The following is a 4,157-nucleotide window of genomic DNA, read 5'->3' as shown; positions in this document are numbered from 1 at the left end:
TAGTCCCGCCAGTTCCTTTTTCGTTTATTGCCATTCTAGTACAAACTCCATCTTCAATTTCTAATAAAAAATCAACTGAACATCTACTACTCCCTGATTTTGCATTAGCACTACCACTTTGCGACATTCCCCAACTCCAATCAGCAGTTACAGAACAAGTTCCATCAGGGCAAGAATTCGTTGGTATTTCACATTCTCCATCAACACAAGAAATTGGAGTACTTTTTCCTCCACATCTAACTGTAAAATGGAAATCTTGTATTGAAACTTTTTGTACTCCGGGTTCGTCAATAGCAATTCCATCAGATGCTGTATTTGAATTAGATGACCTTTTTGCTAACATTGGAGAACTCTTATCGTACTCTTTTGAAACAGTAATCGGTTTGTGCATTCTTCTACCAGTTGGTAATCCACTTGCTGCGTCTCTGGGGCTTTTTACTTCTGTAATTGAATTATCTAAAGCACTTACACTAAATGATGATTGGGATTGATAATAACCCCTTTTTCCTGTCGCCATTCCACTTTGAGCATCTCTAGGAGTAGCAACATCGTTTCCAAACACAATAGAACATCCATTTTCTGTTGGGCTAATTTTCACGGCTAGAATTGGCCATTGATTCGTAGAACCATCTCTTTCGTTTGTATTGTTACTCTTTGTTCTTTGTTTTGTAATAGTTTCTTGCGCAAATAACTGATTCGTTAGAGCAAACAAGACGGCTAAAATAAAAATTGATTTTTTCATAATTTCAAAAGTTTAAATTGTTAAATTTTAAGTTGTTTAATAATAGATACTATTGGTTTAAAATTATTACCCTACATTCTAAATTAATTTTAGATTTCAAATATTTTAATTTCCAAAAGGACGATTACAACTTTATATCAACTTGCTTTAATAATTGTTACCTTTTATTTTTGACCTTTTATTTTTGACCTTTTATTTTTATATAGGGGTTAAGTGCTTTCGATTCATTTGATGTTGTATCTTTTGCTACTTTACCTGGTGTCCATTTGATATTAGCAACGTGTTTTTTCTGTGTAGTGGCTGCATTGTCATCGCTTACTTCTTGGCTAGTTGCATCTTCAGCAACTTTTTTATCAGCATTTGTCATTTTAATAGTATAATGCTGTTTTTCCGTAGTGATTGCGCTTTCGCCTCTTCCTTTTTGAGTTAAAATCGCCTTCCCACTTGAAACACTTTCAGGAGAAACTTTTAGATAATCACTTTTCTGGTTTTCTCCTTTTATCGTTTTTTCCCCTTTTATTTTTAAATAACCCATTTTAGCAGTTTCAGTTTCTGGAGGTAAATTTTTCAAATCCTCAGGAGATACTTTTCTACTAGACGGTTTATTTATAGTGTCATTTTTACTAACTTGCGCAAAAGTTACTGAACCAAACAATAATGCTCCGAGGAATGCAATCGATTTTTTCATATTTCAAAAGTTTTAAAAGTGATAAAAATAATTTATTTGTTACTAAACCTAATAATGCTATTTATGTAGCCATTTCTCCTATTCACGGTCGTGGTGTTTTTGCTCAAAAAACCATTAAATCTGGAACTGTTTTTGAGGAATGTCCCGTAATAAAAATGAAGTTGCAAGAAATGACAGTGCGAAAACATATGCTACTAAATTATTATGCCTTTATGATTGACGAACAGCAAGAATACACAGGTATTGCTTTAGGTTACGGTTCGTTATACAATCACGCTGACGACTATAATGCCATTTATTATTACGATAATGAAAAAGAACTTATGATTTTTGAAGCCATACAAACCATTAATAAGAATCAGGAAATTACCATTAATTATTTAGGTTCAAATTCTTCTGGTCAAACTATAGAAAACTGGATCAATAAACCTGAAATATGATTTTATTTACTTGAAAATCAGAATAAAAGTAAACATTTTTTGATTAAGTTGTTATTTTTAATTAAAATAAATAAAAATTAAAAACCCCTTTCAAATAAATAATTTTGAAAGGGGTTTTTAGATTTAAATAAATGCTTTTAAATTCCAGCAATCGCTTTTATTTCGTCAATAATTCTTAAAGCTAAAGCGTCTGCTTTTTCTTGTGAAGCAGCTTCAGTGTAAATACGAATAATAGGTTCGGTATTCGATTTTCTAAGGTGAACCCAATTCTCTGCAAAGTCAATTTTCACACCATCAATGGTAGTGATATCTTCATTTTTGTATTTTTCGGTCATTGCCACAAGAATCGCATCGACATCAATTTGAGGTGTCAATTCGATTTTGTTTTTGCTCATATAATATTCCGGATACGAAGCACGCAAAGCAGAAACACTCATTTTCTTATTAGCCAAATGCGTCAAGAACAAAGCCACACCCACCAAACTATCACGACCGTAATGCAATTCAGGATAAATAATCCCGCCGTTTCCTTCACCACCTATTACGGCATTATTTTTCTTCATCAAATCCACCACATTTACCTCGCCTACAGCACTAGCTTCGTAATTTCCATTATGCAAATTGGTGACGTCACGCAAAGCACGAGAAGACGACATATTCGAAACTGTATTTCCTGGAGTTTTACCTAAAACAAAATCAGCACAAGCCACCAAAGTATATTCTTCGCCAAACATTTCGCCGTCTTCGCAAATGAAAGCAAGTCTATCAACGTCTGGATCTACAACAACTCCTAAATCGGCTTTTTCTTTCACAACCAATTCCGAAATATCAGTCAAATGTTCTTTCAAAGGTTCTGGATTGTGCGGAAAATGTCCGTTAGGTTCACAGTATAATTTTACCACTTCAACGCCCATTAATTCCAATAATTTTGGAATTATAATTCCTCCAGATGAATTCACGCCATCAACAACAACTTTAAATTTTGCGGCTTTAACAGCTTCAATATCGACCAAAGGTAAATTCAATACTTCATCAATATGAATATCCATATAGGCATCATTCACAGTAATTTCGCCCAAATCATCCACACCTGAAAAATCGAATGCTTCTTCTTCAGCAATTTGCAAAATTTTCTCTCCTTCTATTCCATTCAAAAATTCTCCTTTCTCGTTCAACAATTTCAAAGCATTCCATTGTTTTGGATTATGCGAAGCAGTTAGAATAATTCCGCCATCTGCCTTTTCTAAAGGAACTGCAACTTCAACAGTTGGCGTTGTTGAAAGTCCTAAATCGACCACGTCAATTCCTAAACCAATCAAGGTGTTTACTACCAAATTATGAATCATTGGTCCCGAAATTCGAGCATCACGACCCACAACAACCTTGAACTTGTCATTCCGACGTGAGGAGGAATCTCTTCCTTGTTTCAACCAAGTCCCATAAGCCGAAGCAAATTTTACTGCATCAACTGGAGTTAAATTGTCCCCCACTTTTCCGCCTATAGTTCCACGAATTCCTGATATAGATTTTATTAAAGTCATACAATTTTAGATTTTCGATTTTCGAATACAAATATAATAATTGATTAAGGGATATTAGTATTAAGCAAGGGAATTTATGCCCAAACGTGAATAAAAACACTCGAAAACCAAGCAGAAATTACTTCAAAAAAAAGAGGACTGTAAATCCTCTTGCTATTCTATATAAAAATTTTACGATAACTCCATAGTGTTGACAGACGTGAAATCGGTTCCGTTCAACACGGGTTTCATTGTTCGTGCTGCGCACGCAACGAAACCCTTAGCTGTTGTGCGTAGTCATTGTTTTGTTTCTATTTCAATTATTTTTTTTCCTTTTTCACCCAAATAATGACTTAGTAATTTTTCATAAACTTTATAACCATCATCAACATTTGTAAAAATTAGTATTCCTTTTTTTGATTTTGGAAATATAAATACAATTGTTTGAACTCCTTTGTCTGCTCCACCGTGTGAAAGTGCAATTTCCCCGTTTTCGAAATCATAAATTTCAAAACCTAATCCAAAATGCTTTCCGTTTTTGGTTTCAACTTGATTTGTTGTCATATCATCAAAAACTTTTTTTGATAGACCTTCACTATTCATAACGCTAACTAAAAACTTACCATAATCTTCAATTGTTGTTAATAAATCATCTGCACCGTTTGCCGTTTTATTTTTTATAGTTTCGTATGCAATTGCTTTATCATTATATCCAATTGCAAATCTACTTTCGTCGGTTTTTTTGCTCCAAAAAAACTCGGTATCAT

The 4,157-nt window shown here is 33.6% G+C and carries 5 protein-coding genes; 1 reads left to right on the top strand and 4 read right to left on the bottom strand.

Annotated elements, in window-relative coordinates; genetic code table 11:
- Window positions 1-742, bottom strand: a 742-nt coding sequence (locus PHC28_RS12665; protein ID WP_300101042.1) for a type VI secretion system tube protein Hcp, incomplete at its 3' end; no start/stop codon positions are given.
- Between the two features lie 178 nt (window positions 743-920).
- Entirely contained in the window at window positions 921-1,430 is a 510-nt protein-coding gene (locus PHC28_RS12660; RefSeq protein WP_300101039.1) for a hypothetical protein, read from the bottom strand.
- Here PHC28_RS12660 and PHC28_RS12655 point away from each other — a divergent pair.
- A complete protein-coding gene (locus PHC28_RS12655) occupies window positions 1,412-1,870 on the top strand; it encodes an SET domain-containing protein-lysine N-methyltransferase (RefSeq protein WP_300101036.1) in 459 nt (152 codons plus the stop codon). The two genes, PHC28_RS12660 and PHC28_RS12655, sit on opposite strands and share 19 nt — an antisense overlap.
- Window positions 1,871-2,007: 137 nt before the next feature.
- Here the strand turns inward: PHC28_RS12655 and glmM are convergent, their stop codons facing one another.
- Together glmM and PHC28_RS12645 are read right to left on the bottom strand one after the other, a co-directional pair.
- Window positions 2,008-3,411, bottom strand: a complete 1,404-nt coding sequence (gene glmM, locus PHC28_RS12650; protein WP_300101033.1) for a phosphoglucosamine mutase — start codon at window positions 3,409-3,411, stop codon at window positions 2,008-2,010.
- Between the two features lie 276 nt (window positions 3,412-3,687).
- On the bottom strand, window positions 3,688-4,157 hold a 470-nt coding region (locus PHC28_RS12645; RefSeq protein ID WP_300101030.1), incomplete at its 5' end, for a serine hydrolase.

This window comes from Flavobacterium sp. (genome assembly GCF_028712645.1).
Lineage (GTDB): Bacteria > Bacteroidota > Bacteroidia > Flavobacteriales > Flavobacteriaceae > Flavobacterium.
Note: the sequence above shows the minus strand (reverse complement) of the source record. Positions and strands in the feature narration are given on the sequence as shown.

What these genes read in the sequence shown, in the direction of transcription:
- PHC28_RS12655 (WP_300101036.1), top strand. Translation starts at nt 1,412, where the DNA reads ATGCAATCGATTTTTTCATATTTCAAAAGTTTTAAAAGTGATAAAAAT.
- PHC28_RS12660 (WP_300101039.1), bottom strand. Translation starts at nt 1,430, where the DNA reads ATGAAAAAATCGATTGCATTCCTCGGAGCATTATTGTTTGGTTCAGTA.
- glmM (WP_300101033.1), bottom strand. Translation starts at nt 3,411, where the DNA reads ATGACTTTAATAAAATCTATATCAGGAATTCGTGGAACTATAGGCGGA.